Consider the following 17,574-nt stretch of genomic DNA (forward strand, 5'->3'; position numbering starts at 1 on the left):
GCTATCGGGACTCTTTTGTTGTCATTGAATCAGGACCTGATGGCATGATGTTCGTGTTCGAGAGCAGCGGGGCGGTCCGTTGAGCATTATCAATGTGATGTGGTCTGGTGGTGCAGCCTATGTTTCCGTACATAAAGTGCATCAACAGGTACTCTCCCAGCTCGATCCTGGCAGCCCTGTCGAGACCTGGTTGTTGCAGGGTGAAGGCATTCCGGATTCGAGCGTATTTGGACCATGCCGTGAATGGCAACTGTCGTCAGCTGCGCTGAAGGGGCGGGGTCTGGCACGTTTGATGAGACCTTGGCTTCAGGGTCGTTTCCTCCGTGCCCTCCAGAAGAGCAATGCGCATGTAGTTCTGCTCGATGGTATCGGTGCTGCACGCTTCTTGTTGCCTGTCATTAGAAAGTTGCCCGAGATTCGAGCGGTTGTGCTGTTTCATGGGCAGACTCGCTTCAGGCGTGCGGATCATGCGCTGTTCGCTCGGTTTCCTGCTTCTCAATTGCAGCTGGCGGCTGTCTCTCGAACGCTGGCTGTCAGTCTGCAAACGAATCTGCAGGCTCCGGCGATGACGTTGCGTACCGCACTGGAGCCTGAAGCCTTTCTTGCCGCAGCGGTCACTCGTGAGCAGGCGCGAGAGATATTGGGAGTTCCCTCCGATGTCGGGCCGGTATTTGGTGCGGTCGGTCGATTGGTGGCCGACAAGGGCTTTGGTTGTCTGTTGGAAGCCTTTTCCCGCTTGAGTGTCAGATACCCTGAGGCAAGGTTGTGGATCATTGGTGAAGGAGCGGAGCGCACCTCGCTTGAAGCCCGAATAGCACAGTTTGGTCTGGGTGACAGGGTATGCTTGCCTGGCCATATCGACGATGCCGCCCGTCTTTTCAAGGCTTTCGACTGGCTGGTGGTTCCATCACGCGCCGAAGGGCTGGGTTTGATTGTGCAGGAGGCGGTGCTGGCCAGGGTTCCGGTGTTGCTCAGTGACCTGGAGGTTTTTCGCGAGCAGTTGGGCGATGCCGCCCGCTATGTGTCCGTCGATGATCCGAGCGCCTGGGCAGAGGCCATGTCGAAGGCAATCGGGCAATCTGGTCTTCAGGTCGCCAACGAGCAGAGTGTTGTGCTTGACCCACAAGGTTCCTGGCGGCAATTTCGCCAGGGTGTACGTGCCTTGCTGTCAACGGGAAAGTAGCGCCTGCTCGAGGCTCTGGAGCGGGAAGTCGTCATTGAGCTGTTCGCGCCCGAGATAACGAGCAAAGTGTTGCAGGTTGCGTTTGATCAGGCGCTGGGGTAGCGGCGTCTTGAAAAATCGCATGTCGGCGACATCGATGAGCCCCAGTTTTCCCTCGGGGGTCCTGACGACATTGCCCAGGTGCAGAGAGCGAAAGTAGATGCCCGATTCATGCAGGTTGCGGATCAGGTCTATCAGTGCTGGTAGCATCTGTGGCCAGCTGAAGCCTGGCTCCTGTGCGATCTGTCGCAGTGTTTGTCCGGGGAGCGGTTGATACAGCACGGCGGTCATGCCGGGCGCTTCCAGTGAGTAGAACTCCATAACCGACAGCGTAGGGATTCCCAGCCCGGAAAGGCGCTGTGCATTGTCGATGAAGCGCTTGGAGTACGGGCGCAGCAATGCGGACGAAAAAAAGCGTTTGCGTCGGAACAGTTTAAGTATTTTTTCGTCTTGCAACAGGTAGACTTTCGCACCGAAGCTGTCGGCCTCAAGAATTTTCGCGCCGTCGATCAGTGAATTCAAAGCGGCGTTCGAAAGTCGGGAGCATTGCATCGTTGAAACCTTTTGGGGTTGCTTGCCGTGTGGCGGGCAATAATGCCCAAAAGTTGTCGTTTTCACCATGGCAGTTTTGACGCCGGGTGGGCCAGGAGAGTTGGATGTACGCAAGTCGTTGGACGCAGGGTTGGATGGGCTTTGCCCTCTTATGGTTTTTACTGGCAATCGCTTTTGCCCCGACTAATAAAGTCTACCAGCAAGGTATGGCGCTTTTTCTCTGGGTGCCAACCTTGTGCCTGGTTTGGCCTGCCCGCAGCAGGCTTGCTGAAGTCTGGCGCACGCAACGTATGCTATGCCTGGCGGTCTTGGCATTGTGCGGCTGGGCGCTGCTTTCGATGCTCTGGAGTCAGGAGCCTGACCTGACTCGCGGCCCCAAGCGGTTGCTCTATATTCTGGTCTTTCTGCTGTTTTTCCCGATTCTTGCTGGCGGCCGTCCTGAGCGGGTGATTCGCCTGATGCAATGGGGAGGGCTGGGGTTGGCCCTGGTGGCCCTTTTGGCGATCATTCGTTTCTACTGGCTTGAAGGTAATCCTTGGTTTGGGCGCCTGAGTGGCTTGGGCGAACTCGCTCACCCTATTCTAGGCGGATATGCCCTGGGGCTGGCGATGGTCTGGATGCTCTCCTGGGTGCCTCCATCACGCTTGATGCGTGTTGTCTGGTGCCTGGCGCTGGGAGTGCTCTGTGCATTTGTGGTGCTATGCCAAAGTCGAGGTGTGGCGGTGGCTTTGTTGGCAACGATCCTGACTGCACCTCTTTGGCGTCGTGACCGGCAAACACTCTTGCTGGCCCTTGCCTCGCTGCTGTTCGCCATCGTGGTTTTCTGGTTGCTTGCGCCGCTTGTGTTGGAGCGTGGTGTGTCTTACAGGCCGCAGATCTTTATGGCCAGCCTTCAGATGATCGCCGAGCGTCCTTGGACCGGGCTTGGTTTGGAAAGCAGCTACAGAGTCTTTGCTTCCGATCTGTATTTCGATCACTCACACAACCTTTTGACACACGTTGCTATCGAACTTGGTATTCCTGGGCTGCTGCTCTGGATGGCGGTTTGGCTTGCAACCCTGAGCGAGGCTTGGCGCTCCCGCCACACCCTTTTTGGACAGGGCCTTCTGGGAATATGGGTCTTCTCAACTGTAGCCATGCAATTCGATGCGGCCAGCCTGACCGGAACGCCGCGGGCCGAATGGTTCATTACTTGGCTGCCAGTTGGTCTGGCGCTGGTTTCGGCATGCGCAAGAGGCTCCAGCGGTGTGTGTGATAAAATTCCTCGTTCTACCTGATCAGTGAGCTTCACGATGAGTAATGCACCGTCCGAAACGGGACAGACTTCAAGCCTGAAAATCTATTTCAGGTTGCTGAGTTATGTGACGCCCTATATCGGCATCTTTGTGCTGAGCATTGTTGGCTTTGTGATATTTGCCTCGACCCAGCCTATGTTGGCGGGCATTCTCAAATACTTCGTCGATGGACTGACCAACCCGGAAGCGGTGCTGTTTCCACATACCCCCTACCTGCGCGATCTGCAACTGCTGCAGGCGGTACCCCTGCTGATCGTGGCCATTGCCGCCTGGCAGGGGTTGGGCTCCTATCTGGGCAACTACTATCTGGCCAAGGTTTCCCTGGGGCTGGTTCATGACCTGCGTGTCGAGTTGTTCAACAAGCTGTTGGTCCTGCCCAATCGCTATTTCGATACTCATAATTCCGGGCACCTGATTTCAAGGATCACCTTCAACGTGACCATGGTCACCGGCGCTGCCACCGATGCGATCAAGGTGGTGATTCGTGAAGGGCTGACAGTTGTGTTTCTGTTCGTCTACCTGTTGTGGATGAACTGGAAGTTGACCCTGGTAATGCTGGCCATCCTGCCGTTGATTGCAGTCATGGTGGGTAGCACCAGCAAGAAGTTCCGCAAGCAGAGCAAGAAGATCCAGGTAGCCATGGGGGATGTGACGCATGTGGCATCCGAGACCATCCAGGGGTATCGCGTGGTGCGCAGCTTCGGTGGCGAGGGCTACGAGAAGCAACGCTTCGTAAAGGCCAGTCAGAGCAACACTGACAAGCAGATGCACATGACCAAGACCGGGGCCATCTATACGCCAATGCTGCAGTTGGTGATCTACGTTGCCATGGCGGTTCTGATGTTCCTGGTCCTGTTCTTGCGCGGTGATGCCACAGCAGGTGATCTGGTGGCCTATATCACGGCGGCAGGGTTGTTGCCCAAACCCATCCGCCAGCTTTCAGAGGTCAGTTCGACTATCCAGAAAGGCGTGGCCGGGGCCGAGAGCATTTTCGAACAGCTGGATGTCGAGCCGGAAGTCGATCACGGTACTGTCGAGAGAGACACCGTTACCGGGCATCTGGAGGTGAGAGGACTGAGCTTTACCTATCCGGGAACCGATCGCCTGGTGTTGGACGATATATCTTTTTCGGCTGCACCCGGACAAATGGTTGCCCTGGTTGGGCGCTCCGGCAGCGGTAAGTCCACCTTGGCCAATCTGATCCCAAGGTTCTATCACCATGAAGTCGGCGAGATACTGCTCGATGGCGTAGATATCGAGGACTACCGTCTGTTGAACCTGCGCCGCCATATTGCCCAGGTGACCCAGAACGTCACGTTGTTCAGTGACACGGTAGCCAACAACATCGCCTATGGTGACCTGGCTGGGGCGCCGCGCGAGGATATCGAGAAGGCGGCCGCAGATGCTTATGCCAAGGACTTCATCGATCAATTACCAAAGGGTCTGGATACCCAGGTGGGCGAAAACGGTGTGCTGCTTTCAGGTGGCCAGCGCCAGCGCCTGGCGATTGCTCGTGCATTGCTGAAGAATGCGCCGTTGCTGATTCTCGATGAGGCCACTTCTGCCCTGGATACCGAGTCTGAACGACATATTCAGGGAGCCCTGGACCATGTCATGGAAGGGCGCACTACATTGGTTATCGCCCATCGCCTTTCGACTATTGAAAAGGCTGACCTGATTCTAGTCATGGATCAGGGGCGTATTGTTGAACGTGGTACTCATTCCCAATTATTGGAAAAGAACGGTTACTACGCGCGCCTACACTCTATCGGTCTTGAAGAGCCAAGCTCCCTCGGTACGGCCTGAAGCCTCGTAGGCCAAGGCTTTCAGACTTGCCTTGGCCATTTTCCTTAGCCTGATGCTTCAGTTTTGTATCAGGCTGCTTACATTCTTGACCAAGCCTAAATATTCCCGGCTGCTAGCCTTGTTATTGTTATGAAATAAATCAATGACAACTTCGAAGAGGCCATCCTCTTCGCGTAGGTTTGGGGAATGTTTCAACGCTATTTGTGGAAGTTGTTGCCCAAGTCCCAGCGTTCATTCCTGTTGGACCGTCTTTCGGTGGTCGATCGACAGGTGGTGAACAAGGCGATGTCGGCAAATGTAAGATTTCCCGATCCGTTCAAGGCTCATTCGTGCCTCTTCATCCATGTTCCTAAATGTGCAGGGAGCAGTATCAGTTCTGCACTGTTCAACGGCTGGACACCTGGGCATCTGCCTCTGTACTGGTATGAGCAGCAGTTTCCTGAACAGTTTGCCAGCAGTTTCAAGTTCGCCTTCGTTCGTGATCCATTGGAGAGGGCCTATTCGGCCTATACCTACCTTAAAGCCAGCGGTGACGCCTATCGAAGGGATCTGCCGGCCAAGGCACTGATGGACTCGTATCGGGATTTCGATGACCTGATTTACCGTTGGCTGGATCCGGATAACGTTCGCAGGCAACTTCATTTCGCGCCACAGTCAGATTTCATTACCTCTTCGCTGGGGCATCTGGCACTGGATTTCATCGGTTACCAGGAGCGCATCGAGAGTGATTTCCGGACGGTGTGCGAAAAGATCGGGGTCGATCAGCAGCTGCCGCATCTGAATCATTCGGCCCTGCGCAATCCCGCCCCGGCCAAGGATTTCTGCACAGCAAGAACTCGTCGACTGGTTCGTCGTGTCTACCAACGAGACTATGAGCTACTGGGCTATGAATAGACTGGCAACGATTCCCTTGGAAAAACCGCAGATCCGACCCTACACCCTGGCGCTCTCCACGGCAGAGCGGGCTGCGATCAAGCATCAGCGACCCTGCTGTATCTGGTTGACCGGGTTGTCGGGAGCCGGCAAGTCGACCCTGGCCAATGCCCTTGAGTTGCAGCTCAACCAGCGCGGCCTGCATACCTTCCTGCTCGATGGCGACAACGTGCGCAATGGCCTGTGCAGCGACCTGGGCATGTCTGCGAAGGCCCGCAAGGAAAACATCCGGCGAGTGTCCGAGGTGGCGCGGCTAATGGTCGATGCCGGCTTGATCGTGATCGTCTCGGCGATCTCGCCGTTTCGTGCCGACCGTGATCAGGCACGCTCGCTCTTCACGCCGCAGGAGTTTTCCTGCGTCTATGTCAGCACGCCTTTCGATGTCTGTTCCCAGCGCGATCCAAAGGGGTTGTACAAGGCCGCCCTGGCCGGACAGATCAAGGACTTCACCGGGCTCGACAGCCCCTACGAGGTACCTTTGGATGCCGATTGTGAAATCGACACGACATCCATGACATTGGAGGCTTCGACCCAGAGCCTGCTGGAGTTCCTGATCAATAAACGTTCAATTTCCAACGGTGAAACCACTCAATTGAAGCCATAGGCTAGCCGGCGGCAACCCTGTGTTAATATCGCGCCCCTGTTCATTTTGTATGTGGGTTGCTCCATGAAGTTGTCCATGCCGCGATTCGATCAAGCCCCTGTCTTGGTGGTCGGCGATGTCATGCTCGACCGTTACTGGCATGGTGGTACCTCACGGATTTCCCCTGAGGCGCCGGTACCGGTCGTCAAGGTCGAGCAGATCGAGGACCGTCCGGGCGGGGCGGCCAACGTTGCCCTGAACATTGCCGCGCTGGGCGCGCCGGCGTCCCTGGTGGGTGTCACCGGTGACGACGAGGCCGCCGACAGCCTGGCCAACAGCCTCAAGGGCGCGGGCGTGCGGGCCCTGTTCCAGCGCATTGCGCACCAGCCGACCATCGTCAAGTTGCGGGTCATGAGTCGTCACCAGCAACTGCTGCGTATCGACTTCGAAGAACCGTTCTCCACCGACGCCCTGGCACTGGGTGCCGAGGTGGATGGCCTGCTTGAAGGCATCAAGGTGCTGGTGCTGTCCGACTACGGCAAGGGGGCGCTGAAGAACCATCAGGCGCTGATCCAGGCAGCACGTACGCGGGGAATCCCGGTGCTGGCCGACCCCAAGGGCAAGGACTTCTCGATCTATCGCGGGGCCAGCCTGATCACGCCGAACCTCAGTGAGTTCGAAGCCATCGTCGGCGGTTGCGCCGACGAGCACGAGCTGGTCTCCAAGGGCGCGCAGCTCATGCAGGATCTCGACCTCGGGGCCCTGCTGGTTACCCGTGGCGAGCATGGCATGACCCTGCTGCGTCCCGATCACCCGGCCTTGCACCTGCCGGCCCGGGCTCGTGAAGTGTTCGATGTGACCGGTGCCGGCGACACCGTGATTTCCACCCTGGCCGCGGCGATTGCCGCCGGCGAGGAACTGCCCCATGCGGTAGCCCTGGCCAACCTGGCGGCGGGTATCGTGGTCGGCAAGCTGGGCACTGCGGCCATCAGTGCGCCGGAACTGCGCCGGGCGATCCAGCGTGAGGAAGGGTCCGAGCGCGGTGTCCTGGGGTTGGAGCAATTGCTGCTGGCGGTGGATGACGCGCGGGCACACAACGAGAAGATCGTATTCACCAATGGCTGCTTCGACATCCTCCATGCCGGTCATGTGACCTACCTGGAGCAGGCTCGCGCCCAGGGCGACCGACTGATCGTCGCGATCAACGACGATGCCTCGGTCAGCCGCCTGAAAGGGCCAGGCCGACCGATCAACAGTGTTGATCGGCGCATGGCGGTCCTGGCCGGTCTCGGCGCGGTGGACTGGGTGATCAGCTTCCCGGAAGGCACTCCGGAAAACCTGCTGGCCCAGGTCAAACCCGATGTGCTGGTCAAGGGCGGCGACTATGGTATCGACCAGGTGGTCGGCGCCGACATCGTCAAGGCCTACGGTGGTACGGTAAAGGTGCTGGGGCTGGTGGAAAACAGCTCGACCACGGCCATTGTCGAGAAGATCCGCAGCAACTGACCCCGTCTATCGCTGTCCGGCCTTGGCCGGCACGATCTTGCGCAGGATCTGCCTGGCCTTGCCGGTCAGGCGCCTGAGCTTGGAGTCCTTCTCCGGTTCCGCCAGCCCTTGCTGGCGGAGCCAGTCCTTCCAGCGTACCCGCTCGTCGCGCACCAGCCAGCCGTCCTGGCGGGCAAAGCTTTCCGCCAGGTACAGGCCGCGCGTGCTGGCTGCAATCAACTGGTCCTTCTTCAGGGTGTACAGCTCGGCACAGGGCTGGCCGTCTTTCAACGGCATCAGGTAGAGGTCGGGGCGTGAGCGGTTCAGGCGCGCCACCAGTTCATCGTTCTCCAGTCGCTCGTCGACATGAAACAGGCTCAGGGACTTGGCTTCCCGTGGCACGTCCAGGCGCAGGTCGTAGATCAACTGCAGCGATGCGGTCGGCAGGTGCACATAGGCTCGCGGCCGCTCCATCAGCTGTTGGGCGCCGCAGCGTACCGGCAATGCCGAGCCGGACAGCGGTGTCAGGCGAAAAGGCAGTGCCTCGCGATAGTGCAGGGCGGCGGAGTAGGGGGCTGGCAGCCAGGTGTCGTTGAACCGGCCGGTCAACCAGCCCTCAGGGGTTTCCAGCAGGCACTCTTCGGCGATCTCCTGGATGGCCGTGTGCAGCGGCAGGTTCAGTTCCTGGGCCGGGACGTAGCCGGAAATCAGCTTGAGCACCACGTCGCCGCGGTCCTGCCGGCGTTGGCGGACCAGCACCCAATAGTCACGATTCTGCCAATGCAGGGTGAGTCGTACCGACACCCCGAGGTTGGCCAGCTCCAGCGCAAAGCGCCCGGCGTCGGCGACGTTCACCGGCTTGCGCTTTTGCAGGATCTGCGCAAAGTTCAGCGGCATCCCGACGCTCTGGTAGCTCAGGCCTTCGGGAGTCGCTTCGACGAACAGGGGCAGGGTCTTGAAGTTGCTGGGGTTCTTGCGGATCAGTGTTCGCGGCATGTCGGCTCCTTCTTGCGTCGGGGTCGGCCGCATGGGCGGCATCAGTTCTGGCGAATGACCCGGGCTACGGTTGCCACATTGTGGGCCAGGTGCAGCGGATTGATGGTACCGACGATAGCACTGGCAACGCCGGGGTGCTCGAACAGCAACTCAAAGCTGGCCCGTACCGGGTCGACGCCCGGCCCCAGGCAGGCGTGACCACTGGCCAGGGCCTTTTTTACCAGAATCGCCTTGCCATGGGCAGCGGCATAGTCAATGACCGGTCGTTCGGCCTGTTCGTTCAGATTGTAGGTGATCATGGCGCAGTCACCCTGCTCCAGAGCTCTGAGGCCACCGTCGACGGTCTTTCCGGAAAAGCCGAACGCGCGGATCTTGCCTTCGCGCTTGAGCTCGGCGAGGGTCTGGTAGACATCGCTCCCTTCGAGGATCGCCAGGTCGTTGCCGTCGGAGTGCACCAGCACCAGGTCGATGAAGTCGGTCTCCAGGCGCTGCAGGCTGCGTTCCACGGAAAGACGGGTGTGCCCGGCGCTGAAGTCGTGGCGCGACTGGCCGGCCTCGAATTCCTCGCCGACCTTGCTGACGATCACCCATTCATGACGCTGCCCGCGCAGCAGCGGGCCGAGGCGCTCTTCGCTGCGGCCATAGGCCGGTGCGGTGTCGATCAGGTTGATCCCCAGGTCGCGGGTCAGCTTGAGCAACTGGCGGGCCTCGTCGTCGTCGGGAATCTGGAAGCCGCTGGGGTATTTGACGCCCTGGTCGCGGCCCAGCTTGACGGTGCCCAGGCCCAGCGGCGAGACGTTCAGGCCGGTGCTGCCCAGGGGGCGGTGCAGTTCGTGCAGGGTTGGCAGGCTCATGGCAGCAGTTGTTCCCAGGCGGTTTGTGTCATGGCGGGGCGAGGCAGCTCGGGCAATGCCGGCGCATGGCCGGGCTGGATGCCATCGCGCTGCAGGCTGGCGATGACCCGGTCGGCGAAGTCTGGCGCCAGCGCCAGCTTGGTCGGCCAGCCGACCAGCAGGCGCCCGTCGTCGGCGAGAAAGGCATTGTCCGGACGGGTCAGGCCCGTTTGCTGGGGCTCGGCGCGATCGACCCGCAGGGTGGCCCAGCGGCTCTGGCTCTGGTCGATCCAGGGCAGCAGGTTCTCCAGTTCCTTGCGTGCGGCGGCAATCTGCTCGGCGCTGTCGCGCGCGACGCCCTCGGCCTCGGCGATGTCGCCGCCGAGGTACCAGACCCACTGGCCATCAGCTGCAGGGTGGGTGGTCACGGTGATCCGTGGCTTCGGGCCGCCGCCCAGGCAGTGGGCGTAGAGCGGCTTGAGGCTCGGCCCCTTGACCAGCACCATGTGCAGCGGGCGCTTCTGCATTGCCGGCTGGCTCAGGCCCAGGGCTTGCAGCAGTTCGGCGTTGCCGGCACCGGCGCTGAGCACGATGCGCTGGGCGCGGATCTCGCGCTCGTCGACACGCAGGCCGACCAGTTGATCGTGCTCCCGCAGCGGCTCGATCTTCTGTCCGGCCAGCAGGCCGTCGCCGGCCAGTTCGGCCAGGCGCTCGATCAGGCTGGGAACATCGACCACCAGTTCGGCCAGGCGATAGACCTTGCCCTTGAAGCGCGGGTTCTGCAGGGCTGGTGGCAGTTGGTCGCCCTTGACCTGGTCGACCCGGCCGCGCACGGCCTTGCTGGCGAAGAAGCTGGTGAGGTTGCCGGCCAGGGTGCCTGGGGACCAGAGGTAATGGGCGTCCGACAGCAGGCGTACACCGGACAGGTCGAGTTCGCCAGTGCCGGCCAGGGCCTCACGCCAGCGCCGCGGCATGTCGGCGATGGCTTCCGAGGCGCCGGTCAGGGCGCCGTGCAGCGCATATTTGGCGCCACCATGGATGATGCCCTGGGACTTTACGCTCTGGCCGCCGCCGAGGCTGGCACTTTCCACCAACACCGTCGAAAAGCCCTGGCGGCGCAGGCGCGCATTCAGCCAGAGGCCGGCGACGCCGGCGCCGACAATCAGGACATCGGTGGAAATAGCGGATGGCATGCAGCGACCTCGGTTCTTCAGACTGAGGCCGCAGTATACAGGTTCGGGGAAGTGTCGATGGCTTGCCGTCAATGTCCGGCGGTTTTCGAGAACAGCTGGATCACCACCACCCCGAGGACGATCAAGGCCATGCCGAGCATGGCCGGTACGTCCAGCTTCTGCCCGTAGAGGAACAGCGCGGCGACGCTGACCATCACGATGCCCATGCCGGCCCAGACCGCGTAGGCCACGCCGACCGGCACCGTGCGGACCACCAGCGTGAGCATCCAGAAGGCCGTGGCGTAACCAGCGATGATCAGGGCCAGGGGCAGCGGGGTGCTCAAGCCCTTGACCGCTTTCATGGAAACGGTGGCGATGACTTCGGCGCAAATGGCGATGGCGAGGTAGTAGTAGGCATTCATGAAGTGATCTCCCCTGTCTTTTGGCCTTCTGATGAGGTCGGCATTTTAGCCGTCGGCCAGATGGGGTAAAGTCATTACCTATCTGTGTAGAAGATAGGTTGGATCGCCCATGCAATGGAATCTGGAGCAGATGCGGTTGTTCGTCGATGTCGCCGAGCAGCGTTCGTTTTCCGCGGTGGCCCGTCACCAGCGCAAGGCGCAATCGGCGGTCAGTTCGGCGATCGCCCTGCTCGAGGAAGATCTTGGCGTAATGCTCTTCGAGCGCAGCAGCGGACGCCAGCCGCGGTTGACGGAGGCGGGGGAGTCCCTGTTGGAGGAAGCGCGCGAGGTGCTGCGCCAGTGCGAGCGTCTCAACGGCCGGGCGTTGTCGCTGATGCGTGGCCAGGAGGCCTGCCTGCGCCTGGCGCAGGATGAGGCGATGCCCTACCAGTCGGTGGTCGACAGCCTGGAGGCCCTGGCCAACCGCTTCCCCAATCTTGAAGTACAACTGACCAGCGCGGCCCAGGGGGATGTGGCGCGCAAGCTGGTGGAGCGACGGGCCGACCTGGGCTTGCTGTTCTATCACGACCAGATTCCCGAGGCCTTGGAGCGTCGCGTGCTGGGCAGCATCGAGATGGTCACGGTATGTGGCGTTGGCCATCCGATGGCGAATCTGGCTCGGGTGAATTGCCAGCAACTGGCGCAGCATCGGCAACTGCTGATGTCGACGCAGTCGAGTGTCTATCCTGGCAGCGAGGCGGCCAGTCCCCTGGTCTGGCGGGCCGATAGCTTCTACGTCATGGCCGAATGGCTGATCCGTGGGCTGGGCTGGGCCTGGCTGCCGCGTCATGTGGTGCAGTACCCGACCTATCAGGGACAGATGGTCGAGCTGGTCAGCGAGTGGACCCCGCCGGCGTTGGTGGTCGAGCTGGTCTGGCGCCGTGACGATCCCCTGGGGCCGGCTGCCCGCTGGTTGGCGGAGCGTTTTGCCGAACACTTGCAGGCGATCGGTTGAAAACACAGTAAACTCCGCCGCCATGAATAGAACTCTCTACACCTTGCTGTTTCATCTGGGGCTGCCACTGGTGGCGGTGCGTCTATGGCTGCGGGCGCGCAAGGCGCCGGCCTATGCCCGACGGGTCGCCGAACGGTTTGCCCGTGGCCTGCCGCCGATGCGCCCGGACGGCATCTGGGTGCATGCGGTTTCGGTGGGCGAGAGCATTGCCGCCGCGCCGATGATCCGGGCGTTGCTGGCGCAGCACCCCGGCTTGCCGATCACTTTGACCTGCATGACCCCGACCGGCTCGGAGCGGATCCAGGCCATGTTCGCCAACGAGCCGCGGATCCAGCACTGCTACCTGCCCTACGACCTGCCCTGGGCGGCCGCGCGTTTCCTCGACACGGTGCGCCCGCGGCTGGCGGTGATCATGGAAACCGAACTGTGGCCCAACCATATCCACCAGTGTGCCCTGCGTGGGATTCCGGTGGCGCTGGCCAATGCGCGGCTGTCGGCCCGCTCGGCCAGGGGCTATGCGCGGTTTGCCCGGCTGACCCGGCCAATGCTCGAGGAAATGAGCCTGATCGCGGTGCAGACCGAGGTCGAGGCCGAGCGTTTCCGGCAGTTGGGCGCACGGGCCGAGTCGGTCCAGGTCACCGGTTCGATCAAGTTCGACCTGACCATCGACCCGCAACTACAGGTACGTGCGACCGAGTTGCGTGAGCAGTGGCAGGCCCGGCAGCGTCCGGTGTGGATTGCCGCGAGTACCCACGAGGGCGAGGACGAAGTGGTTCTGGCGGCGCATCGGCAACTGCTGGGCAACTACCCGGATGCCCTGCTGATTCTGGTGCCGCGTCATCCGGAGCGTTTCAACGGTGTTTTCGAGCTCTGCCGCCAGCAGGGTTTCCCGACGGTCCGGCGTTCGACCGGGCAGCCGGTCGGTGCGACGGATTCGGTTTTGCTCGGCGACACCATGGGTGAATTACTGTTTCTCTACGCCCTGGCCGACAGTGCCTTCGTCGGCGGCAGCCTGGTGCCCAATGGCGGGCACAACCTGCTGGAGCCGGCGGCCCTGTGCAAGCCGGTCCTGAGCGGGCCGCACCTGTTCAACTTCCTCGAGATCGCCGCATTGATGCGTGAGGCGGGTGCGTTGCAGGAAGTCGATGATGCCGAGGGTCTGGCGGTGGCGGTGCGCAGCCTGTTCGAACTGCCCCAGGATGCTCGCCGGATGGGCGAGGCTGGGCTGAAGGTGATGCAGGCCAACCAGGGCGCCTTGCAGCGCCTGCTGGATGGGCTGGGGCGTCTGCTGGCACGCTGAGCCCTGTCGCTTGATCGTTCCCACGCTCCGCGTGGGAATGCAGCCGGTGACGCTCGGCGTCAAAGGGGCTGACGCGGAGCGTCTTGGGAGGCATTCCCACGGGGACCGTGGGAACGATCGGGGGCTAGCGCTCCGACGGCGTCTTGAGGTTGGCCGACGCGGCTTTCGCCAGGTCCGGCGGCAGGAAGTCCTTGTCCGGGTTGTAGTCGGCCTTCAGGTAGCGCGCCAGGGCGCTCAGGTCGTCCGGGCTCAAGGTGCCCGCCGCCTGCTTCAGGCGCAGGTTGTCGAGGATGTAGTCGTAGCGGGTGTTGTTGTAGTCGCGCACCGAGGTGTACAGCTGGCGCTGGGCATCGAGCACGTCGACGATATTGCGCGTTCCCACCTGATAGCCGATCTCGGTCGCCTCCAGCGCACTCTGGTTGGAGATGATCGACTGCTTGCGCGCCTGTACCTGTTCCACATCGGTGTTCACCGCGCGGTGCAGGTTGCGGGTGTTTTCCACCACCTGGCGACGCAGGCCTTCTCGCTGCTGTTCGGTCTGGCTCAGGCGTGAATAGGACTCACGCACCTGCGAGCTGGTCAGGCCGCCGCTGTACAGCGGGATGTTCAGTTGCAGGCCGACGGTGGTCTGCTTCACCGGGCCGCCATAGTTCTGGCCCAGGGTGTTGGGGTTGGTCAGGCCGAAACCGTCGTTGTCGCCGGCCTGGTACTGGGCCACGGCATCGAGGGTCGGAGCATGGCCGGCCTTGCGCTGCTTGAGAGTTTCCTCGGCGGCGCTGACCGCGTAGTTGCTCGCCAGCAGATTCAGGTTCTGTTTGGCGGCGGTATCGACCCAGGCCTTGGCGTCATTCGGCGTCGGGGCCAGCACTGGCAGGCTATGGACGATGCCCTGAATCGAGTTGTACTGGCGATTGGTCAGGGTGATCAGCGCTTCGAACGCATCCTCGACCTGGCGTTGCGCGGCGATGCGGTTGGCCCGCGCGGTGTCGTAGCTGGCCTGGGATTGCAGGACGTCGGTCTTGTCCGACAGGCCGACATCGAAGCGTTCGTTGGACTGGTCCAGCTGGCGCTTGAAGGCCGCTTCCTCGGCCTTGGTCGAGGCCAGGGTGTCCTGGGCGCGCAGTACCGCGAAGTAGCGTTCGGCGCTCTGCAGAATCAGGTTCTGCTCGGTGGCCGAGAGTTGCAGTGCCGCCTGCTCGTTGACGTCCTTGGCCGCCTGGAACTGGAACCAGCGGTCGGCGCGGAAGATCGGTTGGCTCAGGGTGGCCTGGTAGACGTTGGCGCTACGGTTGGTGGTGACCGAGGGGCGGTCGATCGACGTGCGCACGTTGTTGCTGCTGGCACCGGCCGACAGGTTCGGTAGCAGCCCGGCACGGGCCTGGGGCACCACTTCCTTGCGTGCGTCGTAGTCGGCGCGAGCGGCGGCCAGGTCGGCGTTGTTGTCCAGGGCTTCCTGGTAGACGCTGACCAGGTCGGTCCTGGTCGACAGAGGGGCTTCAGCTGCCCAGACCAGTCCGTTGGTCGCACAAGACACGGCCAGGGCCAGTGATAATTTGCGCAGCATGAGGCAATCCTTGGAGTAAATATGATGATGGTAATTTGGTCGCCGAGCCTAATTTGCCAGGTGCTCAGCGTCAAGCCGTAGGCGAGTGTAGTTGTCGACGGGATTCGCAACAATCCTGCATATCGGCCATTTATCCAGACGAATGCGAGGGTGGTGGCGTTATGTCGCAGTCTTGGTCTACACTCGGCGTGTTCTTGTCGGGGTGCCTTGCTATGAGGCTGAGATCGGATAATTCCGGATCCCGTTGAACCTGATCAGGTTAGCGCCTGCGTAGGGAACAAGATTGCTCGTCTCCCGGCGAGTCCTCTTGTGCTTCGTCCGGGGTGTTGTTCGACAATCGAACAACGTTCGTCCGGGCAGGGCACAGCATCAGCAGCCTTGGTGCGTCCGTGCAATTCAGGTTCATCCCGACAATCCACCTGGATGCAGTCTGGAGAGCCCGTGATGAGTACAAGATTAAAAGACGCCGCGAACCTCAGCGATTCGGCCAAGGTCGACGAGCAGTCGGTGCAGCCTTTCCCCCGCTCGCAAAAAATCTACGTCCAGGGCTCGCGCCCGGATATCCGCGTGCCGATGCGCGAAATCAGCCTCGACGTGACCCCGACCGACTTCGGCGGCGAGATCAACGCGCCAGTGCTGGTCTACGATACTTCCGGCCCGTACACCGATCCGAGCGTGACCATCGACGTGCGCAAGGGGCTGGCCGATGTCCGTTCGTCGTGGATCGACAGCCGCGGCGACACCGAGCGCCTGGCCGGCCTGAGCTCGAACTTCGGCCAGCAGCGCCTGGCCGACCCGGAACTGACCAAGCTGCGCTTCGCCCACGTCAACAATCCGCGCCGGGCCAAGGCCGGGGCCAACGTCAGCCAGATGCACTATGCCCGCCAGGGCATCATCACCGCCGAGATGGAATACGTCGCCATCCGCGAGAACCTCAAGCTGCAGGAAGCCCGCGCCGCCGGCCTGCTTGACCAACAGCACGCCGGGCACAGCTTCGGCGCGAGCATTCCGAAGGAAATCACCCCCGAGTTCGTCCGCGAGGAAATCGCCCGCGGCCGCGCGATCATCCCGGCGAACATCAACCACGTGGAACTGGAGCCGATGATCATCGGCCGCAACTTCCTGGTGAAGATCAACGGCAACATCGGCAACAGTGCCCTGGGTTCTTCCATCGAGGAAGAAGTCGCCAAGCTGACCTGGGGCATCCGCTGGGGTTCGGATACGGTCATGGACCTGTCCACCGGCAAGCACATCCATGAAACCCGCGAGTGGATCATCCGCAACTCGCCGGTGCCGATCGGTACCGTACCGATCTACCAGGCCCTGGAAAAGGTCAACGGCGTGGCCGAGGACCTGACCTGGGAGCTGTTCCGCGACACCCTGATCGAACAGGCCGAGCAAGGCGTCGACTACTTCACCATCCACGCCGGCGTGCTGCTGCGCTATGTGCCGCTGACCGCCAAGCGGGTCACCGGGATCGTCTCCCGCGGCGGCTCGATCATGGCCAAGTGGTGCCTGGCGCACCACAAGGAAAACTTCCTCTATACCCACTTCGAGGAAATCTGCGAAATCATGAAGGCCTACGACGTCAGCTTCTCGCTGGGCGATGGCCTGCGTCCGGGCTCGATCGCCGACGCCAACGACGAAGCGCAGTTCGGTGAGCTGGAGACCCTGGGCGAGCTGACCAAGATCGCCTGGAAGCATGACGTGCAGTGCATGATCGAAGGTCCGGGCCACGTGCCGATGCAGTTGATCAAGGAGAACATGGACAAGCAGCTGGAGTGCTGCGACGAGGCGCCGTTCTACACCCTCGGCCCGCTGACCACCGACATTGCGCCGGGCTACGACCACATCACTTCCGGTATCGGTGCGGCGATGATCGGCTGGTTCGGTTGCGCCATGCTCTGCTACGTCACGCCCAAGGAGCACCTGGGCCTGCCGAACAAGGATGACGTGAAGACCGGGATCATCACCTACAAGATCGCCGCCCACGCCGCCGACCTCGCCAAGGGCCACCCGGGTGCGCAGATCCGCGACAACGCGCTGAGCAAGGCGCGCTTCGAGTTCCGCTGGGAAGACCAGTTCAACCTCGGCCTGGATCCGGATACCGCGCGGGCCTTCCACGACGAGACCCTGCCCAAGGACTCGGCCAAGGTCGCGCATTTCTGCTCCATGTGCGGGCCGAAGTTCTGCTCGATGAAGATCACCCAGGAAGTTCGCGACTACGCGGCCAACCAGCGGATCGAGGCGGTCGACGCGGAGGCGGTGCAGGGCATGGCGGAACAGGCCGAGCGCTTCAAGCGCGAGGGCAGCCAGTTGTACCAGAAGGTCTGACCTGAGCCTGACGCCTGTGGCGAGCGGGCTTGTCGGGACGCCGCACCGCCGCTCTCGACTGCGAAGCAGTCGTGAAACGGACA

The 17,574-nt window shown here is 61.6% G+C and carries 15 protein-coding genes and 1 riboswitch; of the genes, 9 read left to right on the forward strand and 6 right to left on the reverse strand.

Translation table 11 applies throughout. The features are described from left to right. Positions 1-79: 79 nt before the first annotated feature. On the forward strand, positions 80-1,183 hold the full coding sequence (locus tag HU752_RS03405; RefSeq protein ID WP_225920096.1) for a glycosyltransferase: 1,104 nt from the start codon (positions 80-82) through the stop codon (positions 1,181-1,183). Here HU752_RS03405 and HU752_RS03410 read toward each other — a convergent pair. Then, the gene (locus tag HU752_RS03410; protein ID WP_186683299.1) at positions 1,169-1,774 is read right to left on the reverse strand and encodes a serine/threonine-protein kinase; all 606 of its coding nucleotides are present in this window, start codon (positions 1,772-1,774) and stop codon (positions 1,169-1,171) included. The two genes, HU752_RS03405 and HU752_RS03410, sit on opposite strands and share 15 nt — an antisense overlap. Before the next feature lie 104 nt (positions 1,775-1,878). Between HU752_RS03410 and HU752_RS03415 the strand changes: the two genes are divergently transcribed. The 5 genes from HU752_RS03415 to hldE all read left to right on the forward strand — a co-directional run bounded on the left by HU752_RS03415 (position 1,879) and on the right by hldE (position 7,897). Next, positions 1,879-3,051: an O-antigen ligase family protein gene (locus tag HU752_RS03415; protein WP_186683301.1), complete on the forward strand. Its 1,173-nt coding sequence runs from the start codon at positions 1,879-1,881 to the stop codon at positions 3,049-3,051. Positions 3,052-3,066: 15 nt separating this feature from the next. Further along, positions 3,067-4,875: a lipid A export permease/ATP-binding protein MsbA gene (gene msbA / locus HU752_RS03420; RefSeq protein ID WP_186683303.1), complete on the forward strand. Its 1,809-nt coding sequence runs from the start codon at positions 3,067-3,069 to the stop codon at positions 4,873-4,875. A 186-nt stretch (positions 4,876-5,061) separates the two neighbouring features. Further along, positions 5,062-5,769 carry a sulfotransferase family 2 domain-containing protein gene (locus HU752_RS03425; protein ID WP_186683305.1) on the forward strand — a complete coding sequence of 236 codons (708 nt, stop codon included), beginning with the start codon at positions 5,062-5,064 and terminating at the stop codon, positions 5,767-5,769. After that, on the forward strand, positions 5,762-6,412 hold the full coding sequence (cysC, locus tag HU752_RS03430; protein WP_186683308.1) for an adenylyl-sulfate kinase: 651 nt from the start codon (positions 5,762-5,764) through the stop codon (positions 6,410-6,412). Before HU752_RS03425 ends, cysC begins: the two co-directional genes overlap by 8 nt. 63 nt (positions 6,413-6,475) lie before the next feature. Continuing rightward, positions 6,476-7,897, forward strand: coding sequence for a bifunctional D-glycero-beta-D-manno-heptose-7-phosphate kinase/D-glycero-beta-D-manno-heptose 1-phosphate adenylyltransferase HldE (gene hldE, locus HU752_RS03435; RefSeq protein WP_186683310.1), 1,422 nt, complete (start codon positions 6,476-6,478; stop codon positions 7,895-7,897). A 6-nt stretch (positions 7,898-7,903) separates the two neighbouring features. Here hldE and HU752_RS03440 read toward each other — a convergent pair whose 3' ends face one another. The 4 genes from HU752_RS03440 to HU752_RS03455 all read right to left on the reverse strand — a co-directional run bounded on the left by HU752_RS03440 (position 7,904) and on the right by HU752_RS03455 (position 11,299). Beyond that, positions 7,904-8,872 carry a metal ABC transporter ATPase gene (locus HU752_RS03440; RefSeq protein WP_186683312.1) on the reverse strand — a complete coding sequence of 323 codons (969 nt, stop codon included), beginning with the start codon at positions 8,870-8,872 and terminating at the stop codon, positions 7,904-7,906. Positions 8,873-8,913: 41 nt separating this feature from the next. Further along, a complete protein-coding gene (locus HU752_RS03445) occupies positions 8,914-9,726 on the reverse strand; it encodes an aldo/keto reductase (protein WP_186683314.1) in 813 nt (270 codons plus the stop codon). Further along, positions 9,723-10,898: an NAD(P)/FAD-dependent oxidoreductase gene (locus HU752_RS03450; protein WP_186683316.1), complete on the reverse strand. Its 1,176-nt coding sequence runs from the start codon at positions 10,896-10,898 to the stop codon at positions 9,723-9,725. The genes HU752_RS03445 and HU752_RS03450 overlap by 4 nt, the downstream gene beginning before the upstream one ends. Positions 10,899-10,966: 68 nt before the next feature. Next, entirely contained in the window at positions 10,967-11,299 is a 333-nt protein-coding gene (locus HU752_RS03455; RefSeq protein WP_186683318.1) for a DMT family transporter, read from the reverse strand. A gap of 109 nt (positions 11,300-11,408) precedes the next feature. On the opposite strand from HU752_RS03455, the gene HU752_RS03460 reads away from it, so the two are divergent. Continuing rightward, on the forward strand, positions 11,409-12,293 hold the full coding sequence (locus tag HU752_RS03460) for a LysR family transcriptional regulator (protein WP_186683320.1): 885 nt from the start codon (positions 11,409-11,411) through the stop codon (positions 12,291-12,293). Between the two features lie 22 nt (positions 12,294-12,315). Then, the gene (gene waaA, locus HU752_RS03465; protein WP_186683321.1) at positions 12,316-13,593 is read left to right on the forward strand and encodes a lipid IV(A) 3-deoxy-D-manno-octulosonic acid transferase; all 1,278 of its coding nucleotides are present in this window, start codon (positions 12,316-12,318) and stop codon (positions 13,591-13,593) included. Positions 13,594-13,717: 124 nt separating this feature from the next. Here the strand turns inward: waaA and HU752_RS03470 are convergent, their stop codons facing one another. After that, entirely contained in the window at positions 13,718-15,157 is a 1,440-nt protein-coding gene (locus HU752_RS03470; RefSeq protein WP_186683323.1) for a TolC family outer membrane protein, read from the reverse strand. Between the two features lie 188 nt (positions 15,158-15,345). Beyond that, a riboswitch (TPP riboswitch) is annotated at positions 15,346-15,451 on the forward strand. A 150-nt stretch (positions 15,452-15,601) separates the two neighbouring features. On the opposite strand from HU752_RS03470, the gene thiC reads away from it, so the two are divergent. Next, a complete protein-coding gene (gene thiC / locus HU752_RS03475; protein WP_186683324.1) occupies positions 15,602-17,491 on the forward strand; it encodes a phosphomethylpyrimidine synthase ThiC in 1,890 nt (629 codons plus the stop codon). Positions 17,492-17,574 lie beyond the last annotated feature (83 nt).

The sequence above is a fragment of the Pseudomonas vanderleydeniana genome, assembly GCF_014268755.2.
Lineage (GTDB): Bacteria > Pseudomonadota > Gammaproteobacteria > Pseudomonadales > Pseudomonadaceae > Aquipseudomonas > Aquipseudomonas vanderleydeniana.

Excerpts from the sequence above, each read along its gene's own strand:
- thiC (WP_186683324.1), top strand. The coding sequence starts at position 15,602 with ATGAGTACAAGATTAAAAGACGCCGCGAACCTCAGCGATTCGGCCAAG.
- HU752_RS03410 (WP_186683299.1), bottom strand. The coding sequence starts at position 1,774 with ATGCAATGCTCCCGACTTTCGAACGCCGCTTTGAATTCACTGATCGAC.
- HU752_RS03450 (WP_186683316.1), bottom strand. The coding sequence starts at position 10,898 with ATGCCATCCGCTATTTCCACCGATGTCCTGATTGTCGGCGCCGGCGTC.
- HU752_RS03425 (WP_186683305.1), top strand. The coding sequence starts at position 5,062 with ATGTTTCAACGCTATTTGTGGAAGTTGTTGCCCAAGTCCCAGCGTTCA.
- HU752_RS03415 (WP_186683301.1), top strand. The coding sequence starts at position 1,879 with ATGTACGCAAGTCGTTGGACGCAGGGTTGGATGGGCTTTGCCCTCTTA.
- HU752_RS03455 (WP_186683318.1), bottom strand. The coding sequence starts at position 11,299 with ATGAATGCCTACTACTACCTCGCCATCGCCATTTGCGCCGAAGTCATC.
- HU752_RS03470 (WP_186683323.1), bottom strand. The coding sequence starts at position 15,157 with ATGCTGCGCAAATTATCACTGGCCCTGGCCGTGTCTTGTGCGACCAAC.
- hldE (WP_186683310.1), top strand. The coding sequence starts at position 6,476 with ATGAAGTTGTCCATGCCGCGATTCGATCAAGCCCCTGTCTTGGTGGTC.
- waaA (WP_186683321.1), top strand. The coding sequence starts at position 12,316 with ATGAATAGAACTCTCTACACCTTGCTGTTTCATCTGGGGCTGCCACTG.
- HU752_RS03460 (WP_186683320.1), top strand. The coding sequence starts at position 11,409 with ATGCAATGGAATCTGGAGCAGATGCGGTTGTTCGTCGATGTCGCCGAG.
- HU752_RS03440 (WP_186683312.1), bottom strand. The coding sequence starts at position 8,872 with ATGCCGCGAACACTGATCCGCAAGAACCCCAGCAACTTCAAGACCCTG.
- HU752_RS03445 (WP_186683314.1), bottom strand. The coding sequence starts at position 9,726 with ATGAGCCTGCCAACCCTGCACGAACTGCACCGCCCCCTGGGCAGCACC.
- cysC (WP_186683308.1), top strand. The coding sequence starts at position 5,762 with ATGAATAGACTGGCAACGATTCCCTTGGAAAAACCGCAGATCCGACCC.
- msbA (WP_186683303.1), top strand. The coding sequence starts at position 3,067 with ATGAGTAATGCACCGTCCGAAACGGGACAGACTTCAAGCCTGAAAATC.